Origin of the sequence: Sinomicrobium kalidii, assembly GCF_021183825.1 — a bacterium.
Taxonomy (GTDB): Bacteria; Bacteroidota; Bacteroidia; order Flavobacteriales; family Flavobacteriaceae; genus Sinomicrobium; species Sinomicrobium kalidii.
On record NZ_CP089211.1, the window covers coordinates 5,245,922 to 5,262,347 of the forward strand.

At 46.7% G+C, this 16,426-nt stretch carries 12 protein-coding genes; 9 read left to right on the forward strand and 3 right to left on the reverse strand.

What is annotated here, in order from left to right:
• Positions 1–20: 20 nt before the first annotated feature.
• Complete coding sequence (gene hutH / locus LS482_RS21175; protein ID WP_233029592.1) at positions 21–1,532, reverse strand: histidine ammonia-lyase; 1,512 nt, start codon at positions 1,530–1,532, stop codon at positions 21–23.
• A gap of 309 nt (positions 1,533–1,841) precedes the next feature.
• Positions 1,842–3,398, reverse strand: coding sequence for an NAD(P)H-hydrate dehydratase (locus LS482_RS21180; RefSeq protein WP_233029593.1), 1,557 nt, complete (start codon positions 3,396–3,398; stop codon positions 1,842–1,844).
• Positions 3,399–3,697: 299 nt separating this feature from the next.
• On the opposite strand from LS482_RS21180, the gene thrA reads away from it, so the two are divergent.
• The 5 genes from thrA to LS482_RS21205 all read left to right on the forward strand — a co-directional run bounded on the left by thrA (position 3,698) and on the right by LS482_RS21205 (position 10,076).
• Positions 3,698–6,145 (forward strand): bifunctional aspartate kinase/homoserine dehydrogenase I, encoded by a 2,448-nt coding sequence (gene thrA / locus LS482_RS21185; protein ID WP_233029594.1) that lies wholly within the window; start codon positions 3,698–3,700, stop codon positions 6,143–6,145.
• A 68-nt stretch (positions 6,146–6,213) separates the two neighbouring features.
• Positions 6,214–7,137 carry a homoserine kinase gene (locus tag LS482_RS21190; protein WP_233029595.1) on the forward strand — a complete coding sequence of 308 codons (924 nt, stop codon included), beginning with the start codon at positions 6,214–6,216 and terminating at the stop codon, positions 7,135–7,137.
• Between the two features lie 19 nt (positions 7,138–7,156).
• A complete protein-coding gene (locus LS482_RS21195; protein ID WP_233029596.1) occupies positions 7,157–7,717 on the forward strand; it encodes an AAA family ATPase in 561 nt (186 codons plus the stop codon).
• Between the two features lie 6 nt (positions 7,718–7,723).
• On the forward strand, positions 7,724–9,028 hold the full coding sequence (thrC, locus tag LS482_RS21200) for a threonine synthase (RefSeq protein WP_233029597.1): 1,305 nt from the start codon (positions 7,724–7,726) through the stop codon (positions 9,026–9,028).
• A gap of 364 nt (positions 9,029–9,392) precedes the next feature.
• Positions 9,393–10,076 carry a peroxiredoxin-like family protein gene (locus LS482_RS21205; RefSeq protein ID WP_233029598.1) on the forward strand — a complete coding sequence of 228 codons (684 nt, stop codon included), beginning with the start codon at positions 9,393–9,395 and terminating at the stop codon, positions 10,074–10,076.
• 44 nt (positions 10,077–10,120) lie between these two features.
• Here LS482_RS21205 and LS482_RS21210 read toward each other — a convergent pair whose 3' ends face one another.
• Positions 10,121–13,021 (reverse strand): FAD-binding and (Fe-S)-binding domain-containing protein, encoded by a 2,901-nt coding sequence (locus LS482_RS21210; protein WP_233029599.1) that lies wholly within the window; start codon positions 13,019–13,021, stop codon positions 10,121–10,123.
• Between the two features lie 64 nt (positions 13,022–13,085).
• Here LS482_RS21210 and LS482_RS21215 point away from each other — a divergent pair, with 64 nt between their 5' ends.
• The 4 genes from LS482_RS21215 (at position 13,086) to LS482_RS21230 (ending at position 16,398) form a co-directional block, all read left to right on the forward strand.
• Complete coding sequence (locus LS482_RS21215) at positions 13,086–13,562, forward strand: hypothetical protein (protein WP_233029600.1); 477 nt, start codon at positions 13,086–13,088, stop codon at positions 13,560–13,562.
• A gap of 131 nt (positions 13,563–13,693) precedes the next feature.
• The gene (locus LS482_RS21220) at positions 13,694–14,170 is read left to right on the forward strand and encodes a hypothetical protein (RefSeq protein WP_233029601.1); all 477 of its coding nucleotides are present in this window, start codon (positions 13,694–13,696) and stop codon (positions 14,168–14,170) included.
• Positions 14,171–14,327: 157 nt separating this feature from the next.
• Positions 14,328–15,485, forward strand: a complete 1,158-nt coding sequence (locus LS482_RS21225) for a formylglycine-generating enzyme family protein (protein WP_233029602.1) — start codon at positions 14,328–14,330, stop codon at positions 15,483–15,485.
• Positions 15,486–15,546: 61 nt separating this feature from the next.
• The gene (locus LS482_RS21230) at positions 15,547–16,398 is read left to right on the forward strand and encodes a substrate-binding domain-containing protein (RefSeq protein ID WP_233029603.1); all 852 of its coding nucleotides are present in this window, start codon (positions 15,547–15,549) and stop codon (positions 16,396–16,398) included.
• Positions 16,399–16,426 lie beyond the last annotated feature (28 nt).

Here is a 16,426-nt window from a genome sequence, read left to right on the forward strand (position 1 = left end):
ATCAGGCACAAATTCCCATACTAATCTGCAAGCATTTCCTCATTTATCTCGTAATTCTGCAGAAAATCGGTAGCTGCAACAATATCGTTATGCAATATCCTGTCCTGGCTGATAAACGGAACTTTCTCCCGGAAAGCCTCTAAAAATTCCTGAAGGAAAGGTGACGTTTTTGCCGGTTCACGAAATACCAGTGCCTGGGAAGCATTTATCAGTTCTATAGCCAGTATGCGCTCCACATTATCGAGCACCTTCAGGCATTTCGTTGCCGCATTGGCCCCCATACTCACATGATCTTCCTGCCCGTTGGATGACACAATACTGTCAACACTTGCCGGGGTGGCCAGTTGTTTGTTCTGACTCACTATACTGGCGGCAGTGTACTGGGGGATCATTAAACCGGAATTAAGGCCCGGATCGTTTACGAGAAATGCGGGTAATTCCCGCAGTCCGGAAACCAGTTGGTAGGTTCGCCGTTCGGAAATATTACCCAGTTCTGCAACCGATATGGCCAGATAATCCAGGGCCAAAGCGAGGGTTTGCCCGTGAAAATTCCCCCCGGAGATTATTTTATCTTCTTCCAGAAAAATATTCGGGTTGTCCGTAACCGAGTTGATCTCTGTCTTGAACGTCTTTCGTACAAAGTTGAGGGTATCTTTTGTTGCCCCGTGTACCTGCGGCATACAACGGAACGAATAAGGGTCCTGCACATGCTTCTTTTTGCGCACTATCAGTTCACTTCCCTCCAGAAAACCCGAAATGCGCTCGGCGGTTTTTACCTGTCCCCGGTGCGGTCTGATAAGGTGTATGGAGGCATCAAAAGGTTCTTTCCTGCCGTCATAAGCTTCGAGGGAAATCGATCCTATCAGGTCGGCAAGAAAAGAGAGCTTGTAAGCCCGGATCACCTGTGAAACCCCATAGGCACTCATAAACTGGGTACCATTCAGGAGGGCAAGACCTTCCTTGGACTGTAGTTGTACAGGCGCCCAATCCATTTTGTGCATCATGGCTTCCGCAGCAACTATTTTTCCTTTAAAATACACTTCCCCCTTACCGATAAGCGGCAGGGAAAGATGTGCCAGAGGTGCCAGGTCGCCCGAAGCCCCCAGTGACCCCTGGGTATAGACCACGGGCAGGATATCGTTATTAAAAAAATCAATGAGGCGCTGTGCAGTAGATAACTGTACCCCGCTATGCCCGTACGAAAGCGATTGTACCTTGAGCAGCAACATTAACTTCACAACCTCCACAGGGACCTTCTCCCCTGTTCCGCAGGCATGCGAGACCACCAGGTTTTCCTGGAGTTTGTTCAGGTGTTCTCCGGATATCTTGATATTGTAAAGGGAACCGAACCCGGTATTGATACCATAAACGGGTTCTTTCTGGTTTTTCAGTTTTTCATCAAGGTACGCCCTGCATTTTTTTATGTTTAGCTTCGCCTCATCGGAAAGCGCTATTTTCTTATTATTTTTAACAATATCCAGTAATTGTTCCAGATTCAGTACGTCCGTACTTATATAATGTGTATCCCTCATGCTGTCAGCAGTTAAAAATCGGTCAAAATTCCATATTCACGTCAAAAAATCCAAGTTTTTATTGCTAATTATTTATTAGCATTTCCAAAAAATAAGGATTTTGCATTTTATAACATTCGAATCCCCGGGTAAATTGATTATTTTATATCAACCGAAATACTTAACAGTGAAAAGGTTAATCCTTTTTTCACTGTATGGACAGAAGGCGGGAAAGACAAAAACCGGGAACTCCAACGCATTAGCAGGCAATGTCCGCAAATCTGATTTTGTAGCAAAAGTATTCCGGAAGCTGATAGGTATTTATAATTTTCAGTTGCTTTCCGGAGCCTGTTCTTTTTCCGGGGAATTTTCCGGGCGGGCAAAAAAGTCCATATACGCTTCCCCGACAGCAGCTATGATCCCCGAAGCGATAAGGGCTTCATACCCGGTACCTGAAGCAGCAATATCACCTGCTTTTCCGTGCAGGTAAACCCCGAATACAGCAGCGTGCAAGGCCGGATATCCCTGGCTCATAAGCCCTGTGATCATACCTGTTAACACATCGCCGCTACCTCCCGTAGCCATTCCGGGGTTTCCCGTGGTGTTTATGTATAGCTTGTTATCATATATTGAAATCGTATGTGCTCCCTTTATAACCAGTACGATATCGTATTTCTTTGCGAATTCTTTGCTCATTTCCAGTTTCCCGAAATCGTCTTTCCACGTTCCTATCAGCCGTTCCAGTTCCCCCGGATGGGGTGTCAATACTGATTGCGGGGGAAGCAATTCCAATAAATCCCGGTGCTCCGAAAGAATGTTCAGTGCGTCCGCATCAATTACCAGCGGTGTGGAATTTTTCCGCAAAAATGCCTTGAAAGCATCTACTGTGGCACGGTGTTTACCCAGTCCTACCCCTATTCCTATAACCGTAGGGGTCATGTCAAAAGCTATGGTGGAAATATGATCTTCATTGGCATCGGTGAGCACCATACCTTCAGGTAATGCAGTTTGCAACACTGTATATCCGCATTTGGGCACGTAGGCGGTCAATAATCCCGCTCCTACGGTCAAACAGGCTTTTCCCGCCAGGTACAAAGCACCGATCTTTCCGTAACTCCCTCCTATTAACAGGGCATGGCCATAAGTGCCCTTGTGGGAAAACTTTTTTCTGGGCGTATAGAGCGACAGGGCCTCCCCTTTACCTATGAGAACGGCTTCGGGCTCCACACTTTGCAGGTAGGCGGCATCAAGACCGATATCCATAACTTCCCAGGAATCCGTGTAAATCCCCGTATCCGGAAGCAGAAAAACCAGTTTCGGAGCCTGAAAGGTCAGGGTGTGGGCGGCCCTTACGACCGGCGCTCCCTTTTCCGGTGCGGCATGCATAAAAAGTCCTGAAGGCATATCCACCGAAAGTACAAAAGCACCGGAGTTGTTAATATGAGCTATAACATCTCCCAACCATCCCGAGGGCGGACGGTTGAGCCCCACCCCGAATATGGCGTCCACAATGATGTCTTCTTTCTTCAGTTCGGGGAGTTCTTCCCCTTTTTCACCGCTGAAGTGTTCGGGCCAGTGTTTCATACTTTTAATCCGGTCCAGGTTCAGCAGAAAATCGTCCGATCGCTTTTTACTGAAATCCAGTACATAGGTCTTTACATGATATCCGCTTTCTACCAAATGACGGGCAACAACAAGACCGTCTCCCCCGTTGTTCCCGATGCCGCAAAACACATGAATCGTTACCGGGTTACCCTGTAACCTCCGGTGCAGCCATTCAAAAACTTTCATTCCCGCCCGCTCCATTAATGCGTTACTGGTAATATTTTGGTTTAAAATTGTCAATCTGTCAGCTTCACGTATCTGTTCCAGAGAAAAAATATTCATTGTTTGCTTTTTTATGCCTGATGTTAAGAATTTCGCAAAAGTTAAAAAAATGTTTGCTTCTTTTGGTAAATGTACTACATTTGAACTGTAAATAATTCAATTCAGTGTCAAAGAATTTACACATATCATCAATAACTTCAACGGGATGTATTTCTGCATCTGAGTGTATTTCTTTTGACATTATTATTACCGGTATTACCCCTTTCGGGGTATAATTTCATTTCATATCGTCCGTCCTTATTTTGTTTGAACCAAATTCAAACCTTTAAAATCATATATATAACTCAACTTTTTTACACATGAAAGTTTTAAAATTCGGAGGATCTTCCGTAGCCGATGCTGAACGCATAAAATTGGTAAAAAAAATCGTAGAAAACAACGCCAAAGACAATAAACAAATAATTGTTGTCTCTGCCTTCGGGGGTGTTACCGACCTCCTGCTCCGGGCAGCCGACCAGGCTTCTTTGCGCGATGAGAATTATACGCAAATTCTGGAACAACTCGAAAAACATCATCTGACTACCATACAGGAACTGCTCCCTGTGGCTTCTCAGAGCAAGGCATTGAGTGCAGTAAAGCGGGAGCTCAACACCCTGGAAACCCTGCTGGAAGGTGCCTTTCTGATTGGAGAGACCACTCCCAAATTGCTGGATAAAATACTGGGATACGGCGAACTTCTGTCGTCATACATCATCAGTGAATTCTTTATTTCCGAAGGACTGGACTGCATCCACAAAGACAGCAGAACACTAATCCGGACTGATGAAAATTACGGTAAGGCCGCAGTAGATTTTAAAGAGACCGATCACCGTTGTGAAACCTATTTCGGAACAGTTACCTACAAAGTTATTGTGGTCCCCGGTTTTGTGGCGGCCTCGGCCGGAGGGAACACCACTACCCTGGGGAGAGGCGGTTCGGACTATACTGCCGCCATCATGGCAGGGGCCGTAAACGCTTCCGTTCTGGAAATATGGACCGATGTGAGCGGCATGTACACCGCCAACCCGAAACTGGTCAAACAGGCCTTTGCTATTCCCGATATCTCTTATGAAGAAGCTATGGAGCTTTCCCACTTCGGGGCCAAGGTGCTGTACCCGCCCACAATACAACCTGTACTTTCCAGGGGCATCCCCGTTCATATCAGGAATACGTTCAATCCCGAAGAAAAAGGTACCCGGATACGAAAAAATACCAACGGTGCGGCCCGTCCGGTAAGAGGGATCAGCCATATAGCCAATATAGCGCTCCTGTCGCTGGAAGGCAGTGGTATGGTGGGCATTTCGGGAATATCCAAACGCTTCTTCGAGGTGCTTTCCCTTCACAATATCAATGTGGCCCTGATCACCCAGGCCTCTTCAGAACATTCCATCTGTATCGGAATAGCAGAAAGTGATATGCAAAAAGCGGAAAAAGCTATTAACGAAGCATTCGAATATGAAATGGCCGCCGGAAAAATAAACCCCGTCGTCGTAGAACACAACCTCGCTATCGTGGCACTGGTCGGCGATAACATGAAAAGCCACCAGGGGCTCAGCGGCAAGATGTTCAGTGCTCTCGGACAAAACAACGTAAATATCAGGGCCATTGCACAAGGGGCTTCCGAGAGGAACATCTCCGCAGTGATCGACAAAGCTGACGTTAAAAAAGCCCTGAACACCCTCCATGAGCGTTTCTTTGAGGATAATGTAAAACAACTCAATATCTTTGTGATGGGTGTGGGCAATGTGGGAGAAAAATTCCTGAACCAGGTCGACCAGCAAAAAAAATATCTCAGGGAAAAGCTAAAGCTGAATATCAGGGTTGTTGCGCTTTCCAATTCCCGGAAAATGTATTTTGAAGACGGAGGTATTGCGCTCAAAAACTGGAAAACACTCCTCGATAACGGGGAAACCGCCGATAAAGAAAAGTTTTTCGAGAAGGTAAAAGCTATGAACCTGCGAAACAGCATTTTTGTAGATAATACAGCAAGCGATATTGTTGCGGGTACATACGCCGGTTACCTGAAAAACAGCATAGCCGTGGTAACCTGTAACAAAATAGCCTGTTCTTCTGACCTGGAACACTATTCCGAACTGAAAAACCTTTCCAGGAAATACAACGCCCCTTTCCTTTTTGAAACCAATGTAGGTGCCGGCCTTCCTGTTATCGACACCCTGAAAAACCTGATCGCTTCCGGCGATAAAGTGAATAAGATCCAGGCCGTATTGTCCGGTAGCCTTAACTTTGTTTTCAATAATTTTGACGATAAGAGTTCTTTTGAAGAAGTGGTTAAACAGGCACAGAAGGAAGGATATACCGAACCGGACCCTAAAATTGACCTCAGTGGTATCGACGTAATGCGAAAAATACTCATCCTGGCGAGGGAAAGCGGGTACGAACTGGAAATCGACGATATAGAAAACGAGTCCTTCCTTCCTCAGGAAACCCTGGACACCGCATCGGCAGACGATTTTTTTACATCGCTTGTAAAACACAAATCCCATTTTGACAATATATATGCAGAAGCCGCCGAAAATGAATGCAGACTGAAATATGTGGCTCAGTTTGAAAACGGGAAGGCCAGTGTGGGCCTTCAGCATATCCCGAAAGACCACCCTTTCTACAACCTGGAAGGAAAAGACAACATTGTGCTGTTCTATACCGAAAGGTATAACGAACAACCTCTCCTCATCAAAGGGGCAGGTGCCGGTGCAGATGTTACCGCATCGGGTATTTTTGCAGATATCATCCGGGCAGGTAATTTTTAAAACGATCTTACATTCTCGTAAAGACACACGGCCATGTGTCTCTATCCGAGACGTAATAAAAAAACATTATGAACGAAATAAGAATTTTTTGCCCGGCTACCATCGCCAATGTCTCCTGCGGATTTGACGTACTGGGGCTTTGCCTCGACAATGTAGGTGACGAAATGGTGATACGCAAGACCGGAAACGGTAAGGTGACCATTTCCAGGATCGAAGGCCAGGACCTGCCCCTTGACCCGGAGAAAAATGTAGCCGGGGTTGCTGCCCTGGCTATGCTAAAGGCCCTGGGAAGCGTACAGGGATTTGACATTGATATCTACAAGAAAATAAAACCCGGCAGCGGCATTGGCAGTAGTGCCGCCAGTGCCGCAGGGGCGGTATTCGGTATCAACAAACTGCTCGGGGAGCCCTTGTCCGTCAAGGAGCTTATCCCCTTTGCCATGGAAGGTGAAGAGCTGGCAAGCGGAGCACTCCATGCCGATAATGTAGCCCCTGCCCTTTTGGGCGGTTTTTCCCTGGTGCGAAGCTATGAACCGCTGGATGTGGTAAAATTGCACACTCCCGGGGCACTTTATGCATCCATTATCCATCCGCAGATCGAGGTAAAAACGGCAGATGCCCGTTCCGTATTAAAACATTCCGTACCCTTGAAAAAAGCCATCCAGCAATGGGGCAATGTGGGCGGATTGGTAAGCGGACTTTACACCGAAGATTACGATCTCATTGCCCGATCCCTCCACGACGGGATTATCGAACCGCTGCGGAGTCTGCTTATTCCCCGGTTTATGGAAGTCAAAGAGGCGGCCCTCACGGCAGGAGCCCTTGGCAGCGGAATATCGGGCTCAGGGCCTTCCATATTTGCGTTGAGCAAGGGAGAAGATACCGCCAAAAAAGTGGCAGAAGCCATGGCCGGGGTCTATGCCGACTCCGACGTGGCATTCGACATACACATTTCCGGTATAAATCCTGAAGGCGTAAGGGTATTGTCATAAAACTTAAAACCGCGTATATATGAACAACTACGGGGAAAAAAGTAGTTTTTATGTTTTTACGGGCGGGCCGGGATCGGGAAAGACCACTACCCTGCTGGCGCTTCAAAAGCACGGGTATGACCACGTACCCGAAGTAGCCAGGAAGATCATCCGGGAGCAAATGGACAGAAACGGCGATGCCCTGCCCTGGAAAAACAGGCAAAAATACAGGGACCTTATGCTGGACCGGTCAGTGGACTCTTATTTGTCGGCCAGGCAGCATCATGAAGAAAAACCGTTGTTTTTTGACCGCGGGATTCCCGATACCCTGGCCTATTCTATTCTTGAGGATATCCCTGCTTCCGAAAAACTGGAAACCGATGTCAACACCTATCGTTATCATTCCAAAGTGTTTATATTTCCTCCATGGGAAGAGATCTACAGAACCGACGGTGAACGGAAACAGGATTTTGAAGAGGCCCTGAAGACCTACGAAGTGATGACGGAGACCTATGCCCGGCTGAACTATAAACCGGTAGTGCTTCCCAAAACCAATGTGGAAGAACGCGTAAAATTTATATTGAAACATCTCAACTTGTAAAAAAGAATGAATTACAACAGCTTAAACCATAAAAGTAAAACTGCTTCCTTCAGGGAGGCCGTGATAAGGGGACTTGCCCCGGACAAGGGTTTATATTTCCCGGAATCTGTAACGGCATTAGATACGGCAAGCATCAAAGCCCTGGAGAATCTCCCTGACGAAGAAATTGCCTACCGGGCCATTAAACAGTTTGCAGGTGATGAAATTCCGGAAGGAGAACTCCGCAATATCGTCAGGGAAACACTGTCCTTTGAATTCCCGCTACGGGAAATTGAAGACAACGTGTATGCCCTGGAACTTTTTCACGGCCCTACAATGGCCTTTAAAGACGTGGGCGCCCGCTTTATGGCGCGGTGCCTCGGCTATTTTAACAGGAACAAAAAACAGGACGGCGGAAAAGTAAACGTATTGGTGGCCACTTCGGGCGATACGGGAGGTGCGGTAGCCAGCGGGTTCCTGGGCGTAAAAGGCGTAAATGTGGTGATCCTCTATCCGAAGGGCAAGGTAAGCGATATACAGGAAAGACAACTCACCACATTAGGACAAAACATCACTGCCCTGGAAGTGAACGGCACGTTTGACGACTGCCAGGATATGGTGAAAACTGCTTTTCTGGACGAAGGACTCAGGGAAAAGAACCTCACTTCGGCCAATTCGATAAATGTAGCCCGGTGGCTCCCGCAGATGTTTTATTTCTTTTTTGCCTACAAACAGTTAAAAGATAAAAACAAAGATGTGGTCTTTGCCGTACCCAGCGGAAATTTCGGCAATATCTGTGCAGGGATCATGGCCCACAGGCTCGGAATGCCGGCATACCATTTCGTTGCCGCCACGAACATTAATGACACTGTTCCGCAATACCTCAAAAGTGGCGTTTACAGCCCGAAACCGTCGCAGCAAACCATCTCCAATGCCATGGATGTGGGCAATCCGAGCAATTTTGTGCGTATTCAGCATTTATTTGACAATGACCTGGACGAATTAAAAGCCAGATTCTCCTCTTATAGTTTTACAGATGAAGCTACCCGCGATGCCATGTCCCGCATTTATGAAAAATCAGGCTACATTGCAGACCCTCACGGAGCAGTAGGCTATCTGGGATTAAAGGAGTACCTCAAGGACAATCCCGGAAAGACCGGAATATTCCTGGAAACCGCCCATCCCGTAAAGTTTCTTGATATTGTAGAAGAAACCCTCGGAGTCAATGTCGCCATACCGGAACAGATCAAAGCCGTTATGGGCAAAGACAAGGTCAAACTCAATATCAGCAATTATGAAGAATTGAAGCGCTTTCTTCTTGAAAAGGAATAAACCACTCTGCACCTTTCAGTGCAGAGGTTTTCTTTACCGGGGACTAAAAGCCCCCCTTTTTAGAAAGCAATAAAATCACCAAGTTATTAGGTGGATTGAGTTATTGAGTTATTGTGTGTTGACTAAATAACTCAATAACTTCATAACTCAATAACCTGGATTATAATTTTTTCGCACTACTAAAGTACTGCAATAAAATTGCAGGGTTTGACACCCTAAACTGAGACCAATAAAATATCCCTGTTAAAGCACGCTTTAAAAGTCCCGGAACAACTATCGGGACTTTTTTTATGCTTTTGGCCGGGCTTCGCTTTTTTCTCCTTACCTTGTAAAGACTTTAACAACACACTAAAATACTTATCACATGAAATTTCTTTGGACATTGGCCCTGTTTGCCGTTTTAATAGCGTGTAAACGGGAGCAGAAACAGGAATCGGAAGAAACCACCACACAGGAAGCGGTAGATACCGTAGCCAAACCGGCCGTGGATTATGCCAAATTCGGCATGGATAACGGGGATCTTCCCGAAGGGCTGGAAGAAGGCGATCCTGCCCCCGAAGTATCTTTTGTCGGGGAGGACGGAAAAGAAGTGGCTTTGGCAGATCTGTATAAAGACCAGCCTGTGGTTGTTTTGTTTTACAGGGGATATTGGTGCCCTGTATGCAACAAGTACCTTTCGGACTTTGCTTCCAGAGCCAAACAAATTGAGGAAAAAGGAGCAAAACTCGTAGCCATCACCCCGGAATCTTACGATAATGTGGCAAAGACCGTGGAAAACACAGGCGCGGAATTCACTATCTTTTCAGACCCCGACGGGCGAGTTATCGAAGCTTTTGATGTGGATTTTGATGTCACGAAAGACTACCAGAACCTGGTACAGGAAAAACTGGGCACCTCCATTGCGGAGGCCAATGCTTCCGGTGAGGCCGTACTACCCGTTCCGGCAACATTTATTATCGATACGGACGGCACGGTAGTGTTCAAGCAATTCAACCCGGACTATACTCAAAGAGCCTCGGTAGAAGAGATCATAAAAAACCTGCCGTAAAGGAAAGGGAAAATTTAAAGTTTAAAAGGTCCCGCGGGGATTCTTCAATTTATCAATGCTTCCTTCAGGATCGTGACCGGATGTTTGGCCTTTTTGCCCGTTCCGTCCAGTATCTGGTGCCGGCAACTGGTGCCGTTTGCTGCTATTACCGTATCACCTTCGGCATTACGGACCGCCGGAAAAAGTCGCAACTCCCCTACTTTCATACTCAGCTCATAATGTTCCTTTTCATATCCGAACGATCCGGCCATTCCGCAACAACCGCTGTTTATGATACTTACCTTATAATTTTCCGGCAGGTTAAGCATGTCGAATGTCACTTTCTGGCCGGACAAGGCTTTCTGGTGACAGTGGTTGTGTATTTTCACCTGCCGGGCTTCCGAAGTGAACTGTGCGGCGGTGATATTTCCCTTTTTTATTTCCGAAGCTATAAATTCTTCTATCAGGAAAACATTCCGGGCCAGTTGCTCCGCACCTTTCTTGTCGGTAGCAAGTCTCATGTATTCGTCCCGGAATGACAGGACGGCCGAAGGTTCCAGCCCGATCAGGGGAAGGTTCTCCGAAACCGTGCCATGAAGTTTAGCTATATTTTTATCAGCAATTTTAGCAGCCTGCTTCAGGAACCCTTTCGAAATAAAAGTACGTCCGCTTTGTCCCTTGTAAATTTTTACACGATAACCGAGTCTGTCCAATAACACTACAGCATCATTGCCGATATTTCCATCTAAGTAGTTGGAAAATTCATCAATAAACAGGATTACCTCACCTTTTACTTTAATATTTTCAGATGCTGTACTGACTACAGTTCCGGGCCTTTTAAAAGGTTTTACGGGAGGAAGACTTCGCTTTCCGGAAATACCGAACGCGTTTTTGAGCAATCCCCCGGTGATGTTGTTACTGTATATTTCATTGACCAGCCATGGAAACAGGGCCCCGGCACGGTTAAACTGTGTGTTATAGGCAAAGACCTTATCTCTCAGACTGGTGCCGTTTTCCTTTTGGTACTGGTATAAAAATTCCGCTTTGAGGGTGGCCATGTCCACATTACTGGGGCATTCACTGCTACAGGCCTTGCAGCTCAGGCAAAGGTCGAGTACTTCCTTGATTTCCGGGTGATCAAACCTGTTTTCCTTGTCTGACCGGGTCAGGAATTCCCGCAAGGTATTGGCCCTGGCCCGGGTGGTGTCCTTTTCGTTTTTGGTGGCGTGATAGCTTGGGCACATGGCACCGGCAGAAAGATGTGTTTTCCGGCAATCGCCGCTGCCGTTGCATTGTTCCGTAGCCCGCAATACGCCTTCCGTGTCTGAAAAATCAAGGAAGGTTTTTATTTCGGGTTCAATACGGTCCTTTTCATACCGCAGTGAGGCATCCATCGGAGGGGAATGGACTATTTTTCCGGGGTTGAAGATATTTTCGGGGTCAAATACGGATTTTATATCCGAAAGGAGCCGGTAATTGTCTTCACCCAACTTCAGTTTTATAAATTCCGAACGCACTATGCCGTCCCCGTGTTCACCACTCAGGGAACCGTTGTATTTCTTTACCAGGTAAGCCACATCCGTGGTAATTTTCCTGAAAAGGACCACATCTTCCGAAGCTTTCAGGTTGAGTATCGGCCGCAGGTGCAGTTCTCCGGCACCGGCATGGGCATAATAGACCGCCCTTTGTCCGTATTTTTTCATCAACGCGGAAAATTCGGCAATATAGGGCGCCAGGTCATCCAGGGCCACGGCAGTATCTTCAATACAGGCTACGGCTTTTTTGTCGCCTACAATATTTCCGAGTAACCCCAATCCCGCCTTGCGCAATTCGAGGGCTTTTTGAATGTCATCTCCGTACAATACGGGAAAAGCATAACTCAGCCCGCTTTCCCGAACGGTCGTTACAAGCCGGTCTTTTTTAGTTTCCAGTTCCTGTTGATCGTCGGCCCTCAACTCCAGCATCAGTATCGCTTCCGGATCGCCTTCTATGAAAAAGCGGTTGGGCATCTGGCTCTTGTTGTTTTTGGTACAGTCCAGGATCACCTTGTCCATCATCTCACAGGTAAACAGGTGATGTTGCATTACGGGCACCACGGCATTCAGACAGTTCTCTATACTCTCAAAATGAGCGGCTACCATGACACTGTGTTTTGGGGGCAGGTCTTCCAGTTTCAGCTTTATTTTCGTGATAAAAGCCAACGTACCTTCACTGCCGCATATGAGTTTGCAGAGATTAAAATCTTCCCCTTCCGTTTCAAAAGGTTTCAGTTTTATTATTTCGTCCAGGGCATACCCGTTGTTTCGCCGGTGAATTTCAGGTTTGGGATAAGCTTCCTTAATGTTTTGCCGTACTTCTTCAGAGCTTAGTTTTTCATTTAATTTCCTGTATATATTTCCTTCAAGGGTATCAAGTTCAAGTTTTTCTTTAAATTCTTTTTCTGTCAGCGATTTAAAAATAACCTCCGAACCGTCAGACAAAACAGCCTCGATTTCCAATACCTTGTCCCTTGTCACACCATACCGGATCGACGTGGTACCGCTCGAATTGTTTCCCACCATCCCTCCTATCATGCAACGATTGGACGTGGACGTATTCGGCCCGAAAAAAAGATTGTACAGTTCGAGATACCGGTTCAGTTCATCGCGAATAACCCCGGGTTCTACATCTACGGTCCTTTTTTCCCTGTTGACATTAAAAATCCTTGTAAAATGCCGGGAAACATCTACTACGATCCCTTCTCCCACACATTGCCCTGCAAGTGAGGTCCCTGCCGTACGCGGAATCAGGGAGAGCCTGTTTTCAGCAGCATATGTTATCAGTTTCTTGATGTCTGCTTTGGTACGGGGATATGCAACGGCCATGGGGAGTTTCCTGTAAACGGAAGCATCTGTGGCATAAATATTCCGGTAAAGATCATCAAACCGTATTTCACCTTCAAGCTGTATGTCTGTCGATTTTAACATGCTGTTCCATAAGATTTGTGTAAAAATAGCGTTGTATGGGCATTAAACAAAGTTAAAATATACTATGAGAAAATTATTTCTGTTATTTATTGTAGCCATGGGAGCCATTACCATATCTCATGCCCAGAGGATTGCACCGAATGCTCTCGGTTTGCGTATAGGCGACAGTGACGGGTTTGGTGCGGAAATATCGTACCAAAGGGCCCTGAAAAGCGATACCCGACTGGAGTTTGACCTGGGATGGAGGGACTCTGACAATGTAGACGCCTTTAAGCTCACCGCCCTGCACCAGTGGGTATGGCGACTGGATGGCAATTTTAACTGGTTTGCCGGTGCCGGCGGAGGAATCGGAAGCTATGAATACGACCATATCGACGAAAGCGGAACGTTTATTTTTGCTGCCGGAGATATAGGTATTGAGTATAATTTTGATATTCCTCTCGTACTTTCCCTGGATATGCGGCCGGAATTAGGGTTTACGGACGAATACAGGGATGACCTGGACCTGGATATCGCACTCGGGGTCAGGTTTCAGTTCTAAAGGACGATAATAAAGTCATTTCGTCATTTTGTAGTTAATTGTTTAAACCTGATGTGGGTTTTTGGCAATAAAAATTGAAAAAAATTCCATATCTTGCATATATCAGGATTATTAATCTAACACTATCTGTTATGAAAAAATTATTTTTTTTAGCTGTAATGACACTGGGTTTTGCAGTAACTTCCCAGGCACAGGAAATCGCTCCTAATGCAATCGGTTTACGTTTGGGCGACAGTGACGGTTTCGGGGCGGAAATTTCGTACCAGAGAGCACTTGCTGCCGCCAACCGTCTTGAGCTCGACCTCGGATGGAGGGATTCAGACCATGTAGATGCCTTTAAACTTACCGGTCTGTACCAATGGGTATGGTCCCTGGAAGGTAATTTTAACTGGTATGCCGGTGCCGGTGGAGGTCTGGGCAGTTATGACAATAATGACATCGATGATAGCGGCGCCTTCTTTTTCGTAGCAGGTGACGTGGGGATCGAATACAATTTTGATATTCCGCTTTTGCTATCTCTCGATATCCGTCCGGAGCTCGGCTTTACGGATGAATACAGGGACGGACTCGACCTGGACATTGCGCTGGGTGTCCGCTACCAGTTTTAGGACAAATCCGAAGATTAAAATTTCAACTCCCGAAAGCCCTGTGCTTCCGGGAGTTTTTTGTTGATAGTAATCGGAGGCCTGTTTTTCTCAAAGGACATAAGCAGAATATAGGATTTTAGTTGTTTATTATTACCTTTAGGTCCAAAACACACCCGGAATGCATTTAAAAAACAGTATTCGTATTATTGTTGCCTTCAGTATAGCTGCCATAATTATTACCTCCTGCCAGTCATCGCGAAAAGATAAACCGGAAAAAAATTCTGAAACAAAGGCCCCGGACTCCATAACCTCCTGTGAAACCGGTTTACCGGAGCGATTTCCTGTCAACAGCGATAGCGCTACGGAAATTCCGCAGGGTAAGACTTCTCATGAAGGCATGGTCTGGATTCCCGGCGGGGAATTTGTTATGGGAGCTTCTGATAATGAAGGCCGCCCGGACGAATATCCCGCACACAAGGTAAAAGTAAAGGGGTTCTGGATGGATGAGACCGAGGTGACCAATGCCCGGTTCCGGGAATTCGTAGAGGCCACCGGATATGTGACCACAGCAGAAAAAGCCCCGGAATGGGAGGACATTAAAAAACAACTTCCCCCCGGCACCCCAAAACCGCCGGACAGCGTTTTTGTAGCCTCTTCCCTCGTTTTTACACCGCCAGACCATCCCGTTTCCCTGAACAATGCCGCACAGTGGTGGAGCTGGGTGAAAGGTGCAGACTGGCGGCACCCCGAAGGTCCGGAAAGTTCCATCGAAGGAAAGGATAACTATCCCGTGACCCATATTTCCTGGGACGATGCCAATGCCTACGCAAAATGGGCCGGGAAAAGGCTTCCCACCGAGGCCGAATGGGAGTTGGCCTCCCGCGGCGGACTTAAAAACAGCAAATACCCCTGGGGCAATGAGGCTATTGAGGAAGGAAAACCCAAGGCCAATACCTGGCAGGGTAATTTCCCGAATAAAAATACCGATTGGGATACTTTCGGGCTGGCTGCTCCGGTAAAATCCTTCCCGCCTAATGAATACGGACTGTATGATATGGCCGGAAATGTATGGGAATGGTGCGCAGACTGGTACAGGAACGACTATTACGAACAATTAAAAGAGAAAACCACCGAAAATCCGAAAGGCCCGGACGATAGTTATGACCCCATGGAGCCCACTGTTCCGAAAAAAGTGATCCGGGGAGGTTCTTTTTTATGTAATGCTTCCTATTGCAAGGGATACCGGGTAACCTCACGTATGAAATCCTCTCCGGATACCGGGATGCAGCACACGGGGTTCAGGTGTGTGAGTGATAAAACAGAAAAAGGGATGTAAAATTTTTGACTTAGGACCACAGGACTTACGACTTATGACAATTGCAATAGAAAACAACTAAATGAAAACTATAAAAATAACCGGGGTACCGGAACACTTTAACCTTCCGTGGCACTTTGCCATAGAAGAAGGTGCTTTTAAAGAAAAGGGAATTGACCTGCAATGGAAGGATACCCCCGAGGGCACCGGGAAAATGTGCAATATGCTCCGCGAAGGGGAAACCGACATAGCCATTATCCTTACCGAAGGTATCGTTAAGGATATTACGGCAGGTAATCCTTCAAGGATAGTACAGACCTATATACAGAGTCCGTTAATATGGGGGATTCACGTAGCCTCGGCATCGCCGTACCGGGAAGAAAAAGACCTCCGGGGTACCAAGGTGGCCATAAGCCGTTTCGGTTCCGGATCACACCTTATGTCGTTTGTCCATGCCCAAAACATGGGATGGGACACCGGAAAACTGAAATTTGAAATTGTCAACACCATAGAGGGCGCCGTGGACGCACTTACGGAAGGCAAAGCAGATTATTTTATGTGGGAACGGTTTATGACCAAGCCCCTGGTCGATAAAGGCATATTCCGCCGTGTGGGTGACTGCCCTACTCCCTGGCCCTGTTTTGTCATTGCCGTGCGGAATGGACTACCGGAACAAGACAAAAACATTGTAAAACACATTCTTGAGGTCATCAATACCTATACGGCCGATTTTAAACAGATTCCCAGCATAGACAGGACACTGGCCAACCGTTTCGATCAGAAGACCGAAGATATAAGGGAATGGCTCTCCCTGACGCAATGGAGCCAGTCTCCCATGGACCGGAAGACCCTGGAAACCGTGCAGGACCAGCTATTGAAGCTGGAACTCATTCCCGAAAAACTTGCTTATGAAAAAGTAGTGCTCCCTGTGTAAATAATTTGCGTCACTTTATAATTATCTT

Excerpts from the sequence above, each read along its gene's own strand:
- hutH (WP_233029592.1), bottom strand. The coding sequence starts at position 1,532 with ATGAGGGATACACATTATATAAGTACGGACGTACTGAATCTGGAACAA.
- LS482_RS21210 (WP_233029599.1), bottom strand. The coding sequence starts at position 13,021 with ATGTTAAAATCGACAGACATACAGCTTGAAGGTGAAATACGGTTTGAT.
- thrC (WP_233029597.1), top strand. The coding sequence starts at position 7,724 with ATGAATTACAACAGCTTAAACCATAAAAGTAAAACTGCTTCCTTCAGG.
- LS482_RS21195 (WP_233029596.1), top strand. The coding sequence starts at position 7,157 with ATGAACAACTACGGGGAAAAAAGTAGTTTTTATGTTTTTACGGGCGGG.
- thrA (WP_233029594.1), top strand. The coding sequence starts at position 3,698 with ATGAAAGTTTTAAAATTCGGAGGATCTTCCGTAGCCGATGCTGAACGC.
- LS482_RS21220 (WP_233029601.1), top strand. The coding sequence starts at position 13,694 with ATGAAAAAATTATTTTTTTTAGCTGTAATGACACTGGGTTTTGCAGTA.
- LS482_RS21230 (WP_233029603.1), top strand. The coding sequence starts at position 15,547 with ATGAAAACTATAAAAATAACCGGGGTACCGGAACACTTTAACCTTCCG.
- LS482_RS21225 (WP_233029602.1), top strand. The coding sequence starts at position 14,328 with ATGCATTTAAAAAACAGTATTCGTATTATTGTTGCCTTCAGTATAGCT.
- LS482_RS21190 (WP_233029595.1), top strand. The coding sequence starts at position 6,214 with ATGAACGAAATAAGAATTTTTTGCCCGGCTACCATCGCCAATGTCTCC.
- LS482_RS21215 (WP_233029600.1), top strand. The coding sequence starts at position 13,086 with ATGAGAAAATTATTTCTGTTATTTATTGTAGCCATGGGAGCCATTACC.
- LS482_RS21180 (WP_233029593.1), bottom strand. The coding sequence starts at position 3,398 with ATGAATATTTTTTCTCTGGAACAGATACGTGAAGCTGACAGATTGACA.
- LS482_RS21205 (WP_233029598.1), top strand. The coding sequence starts at position 9,393 with ATGAAATTTCTTTGGACATTGGCCCTGTTTGCCGTTTTAATAGCGTGT.